The organism is Pseudaminobacter soli (ex Zhang et al. 2022), from assembly GCF_014595955.1.
In the GTDB taxonomy this organism is placed as follows: Bacteria; Pseudomonadota; Alphaproteobacteria; order Rhizobiales; family Rhizobiaceae; genus Kumtagia; species Kumtagia pseudosoli.
Genome location: NZ_JABVCF010000038.1, coordinates 1 through 3,291, shown reverse-complemented (window position 1 = coordinate 3,291; position 3,291 = coordinate 1). Strand labels below are relative to the sequence as shown.

Annotated in this window: 3 protein-coding genes; all 3 read left to right on the top strand. The window is 67.5% G+C overall.

The window, feature by feature from the left end:
* Positions 1-343 precede the first annotated feature (343 nt).
* Complete coding sequence (locus HUI96_RS28970) at positions 344-1,570, top strand: DNA methyltransferase (protein ID WP_188258162.1); 1,227 nt, start codon at positions 344-346, stop codon at positions 1,568-1,570.
* A gap of 8 nt (positions 1,571-1,578) precedes the next feature.
* The gene (locus HUI96_RS28965; RefSeq protein WP_188258163.1) at positions 1,579-2,142 is read left to right on the top strand and encodes a hypothetical protein; all 564 of its coding nucleotides are present in this window, start codon (positions 1,579-1,581) and stop codon (positions 2,140-2,142) included.
* Positions 2,120-3,291, top strand: a 1,172-nt coding sequence (locus tag HUI96_RS28960) for a phage terminase large subunit family protein (protein ID WP_188258161.1), incomplete at its 3' end; no start/stop codon positions are given. The genes HUI96_RS28965 and HUI96_RS28960, both read left to right, overlap by 23 nt.

The following is a 3,291-nucleotide window of genomic DNA, read 5'->3' as shown; positions in this document are numbered from 1 at the left end:
AGAGCGAAAACAAAAGCAAAACAGCGAAATTGCTTTGCCTTTTCAAAGGCTTGCTCACCTGCTATAGTACCCGAATAGATCACTGGCGGGGCTCGGCACGGGTCCTTCCGGGTCGTTGAAGTATTGCTAGGGGGCGCAGCCCGGCGCATCGCTAGTGACAGGGCGGATTTTTTGGGAAGCCACCCCGGAGTCCAGCCACCAGCCTAACCGCGTAAGCCTTTGATTAAGCGTTGATGTTCTGGGTCTGAGTGGGTGGACTCCAGCTGGATCCCGGGGTCCAGGTGGATCCAGCCAAGGGGTCCAGCAGCGGAGTCCGGAAGCCAGGTCGATCAGCGGGGGCAGCGTGAGCATCCAGTTCGCACCGGAAGCCATCGAGCAGTGGCCGATCGAGCGGCTGAAGCCCTATGCCAAGAACGCCAAAACGCATGCGCCGGACCAGGTGACGAAGATCGCCGCGAGCATGGCCGAATTCGGCTGGACCGTACCGGTGCTGGTCTCGGCCGAGGGCGAGGTGATCGCCGGCCACGGTCGCATCCTGGCGGCCGGTGCGCTCGGGCTGGCGAATGTGCCAGTGATCGTGCTCGAGCATCTCAGCGAAGCACAGCGGCGGGCGTACCGGATCGCCGACAACAAGCTCACTGAACTCGGCGGCTGGGACGACAGCCTGCTGTCCGATGAGCTTCAGGCACTCAGCGCCGACCGTTTTGATCTTTCCCTCACCGGCCTCGACGAGGCCGACCTCGACCGGCTGATGGGCGAGCTTGGCATGAGTACTGGCGCGGCTGCCGGCGAGGATGAGGTTCCCGAACCGCCGGCCGACCCGGTCACCCGTCCCGGCGATCTCTGGGTGCTGGGCCGGCATCGGCTGCTCTGCGGCGATGCCACGGTGGCGACCGACGTCGAGCGGCTGCTGGCCGGGACCGTTCCGCACCTGATGGTGACCGATCCACCGTTTGGCGTGAACTATGATCCCACCTGGAGGAACGAGGCGGGGGTGTCGACCACCAGCCGCACCGGCAAGGTTGCAAATGACGACCGCGCCGACTGGCGTGACGCCTGGGCGCTGTTTCCTGGCGATGTCGCTTATGTCTGGCATGCCGGTGTGCACGCCTCCACGGTGGCCGACAGTCTGGTCGCTGCGGGCTTCGGGATCCGCTCACAGATCATCTGGGCCAAGCCGCGCCTGGTGCTGAGCCGCGGCCATTATCATTGGCAGCACGAGCCGTGCTGGTATGCGGTGCGCGACGGCGCGACTGGCCACTGGCAGGGCGCCCGCGATCAGACCACCATTTGGGCGATCGGCGCTGCCGATCAGGGCGAGGACGACGCCACCGTGCATGGCACGCAGAAGCCAGTCGAGTGCATGCGCCGGCCGATACTCAACAACAGTACAACCGGGGCTGCCGTCTACGAGCCGTTCTCCGGCTCGGGCACCACCATCATTGCCGCCGAGACCACCGGCCGCGCCTGCTTCGCCATGGAACTCGACCCGCGCTACTGCGACGTCGCGGTGGAGCGCTGGCAGCGGTTCACCGGCCGCCAGGCGGCACTTGAGAGGTCGGCATCGTAGTGGCCGCCATGCAGGGCATGAGCGAGCGGCAATATGCGCGTCATGCGAGGATCTCGCGCGGCGCCGTGCAGAAGGCGCGCCTCGCCGGCCGGCTGGTGCTGTTTGCCGACGGCTCGATCGATGCTGCAGGCTCGGATGCGCGGCGGGCGGCGATGACCGATCCCGCCAAGCAGCGCCCCTCGTCTGCCCGAGCCAGGCTGAAGCCGGTGCCGGAGGCGGCGCTATCCGCCGTCGGCGAGACACTGCGCGAGCAGGGCCTGTCGGCACCCGCGGTGGGTGGCTCCACCACCTTCCTGCAGGCCCGCACCGCCAACGAGGTCTTAAAGGCGCAGGAGCGCCGCCTGAAGCTGCAAAAGCTGAAGGGCGAACTCGTCGGGCTCGATCGCGCCAAGATCCTGATGTTCCGCCTGGCGCGCGAAGAACGCGATGCCTGGGTGAACTGGCCCGGACGGGTGGCCGCGCTGATGGCGGCCGAGCTCGGCGTCGAGCCGGCGGCCATGCACGAGCTCCTGGAGCGCCAGGTGCGCATGCATCTGGCGGAGCTGGCCGATGTTCGTGCCGACTTCCGATGAGGGGCTGGACGACAGCCTGAGCGGCTTTGCCGGCTTTGAGGAGCTTTGCGCCTCCTGGCGCGACGGGCTGCGCCCCGACCCGTTCCTCACCGTCTCCGAATGGGCCGACAAGCATCGCATGCTGGCGGCACGGGCATCGGCGGAACCCGGCCGCTATCGCACCAGCCGCACGCCGTATATGCAGGCGATCATGGATTGCCTGTCGCCGGGCTCCCCGATCCAGCGCGTCGTCTTCATGAAGGCAGCCCAGGTCGGCGCCACCGAGGCCGGCAACAACTGGATCGGCTTCGTCATCCACCAGGCGCCCGGTCCGATGCTGGCGGTGCAGCCGACGGTCGAACTGGCCAAGCGCAATTCGCGCCACCGCATCGACCCGCTGATCGAGGAAAGCCCGGCGCTGCGGGAACGGGTCAAGCCGGCGCGCTCGCGCGATGCCGGTAACACCATGCTGTCGAAGGAGTTCGCCGGTGGCATCCTGATCCTGACCGGGGCCAACTCCGCCGTCGGCCTGCGCTCGACACCGGCCCGCTACATCTTCCTTGACGAGGTCGACGCCTATCCGGCCTCCGCCGATGACGAGGGCGATCCGGTGACGCTGGCCGAATCCCGCTCGCTCACCTTCTCGCATCGCCGAAAGGTGTTCCTGGCCTCGACCCCGACCATCCGCGGGCTATCGCGTATCGAGCGAGAGTACGAGGCCTCCGACCAGCGCCGCTACCATGTCCCCTGCCCCGCCTGCGGCGCCATGCAGTGGCTGAAGTTCGAGCGACTGCGCTGGGACAGGGGACAGCCGGAGACGGCCCGCTATCACTGCGAGGCCTGTGACGTCCCGATCGGCGAGCACAGCAAGACCGCCATGCTGGAAATGGGCGAGTGGCGGGCGACCGCCACGGCGAGCGATAGCTCAACAGCCGGTTTCCATCTCTCCGCCCTCTATTCCCCGGCCGGCTGGCTGTCCTGGGCGGCAATCGCCCGCGCCTTCGAAGCAGCTCAGGGTTCGGAAGAGTCTCAAAAGGCCTTTCGCAACACCATTCTTGGCGAGACCTGGGTCGAGACCGGCGAGGCCCCGGACTGGCAGCGCCTGCATGACCGCCGCGAGGCCTGGCCGGCCGGATCCGTGCCGGCTGGCGGGCTGTTCCTCACCGCCGG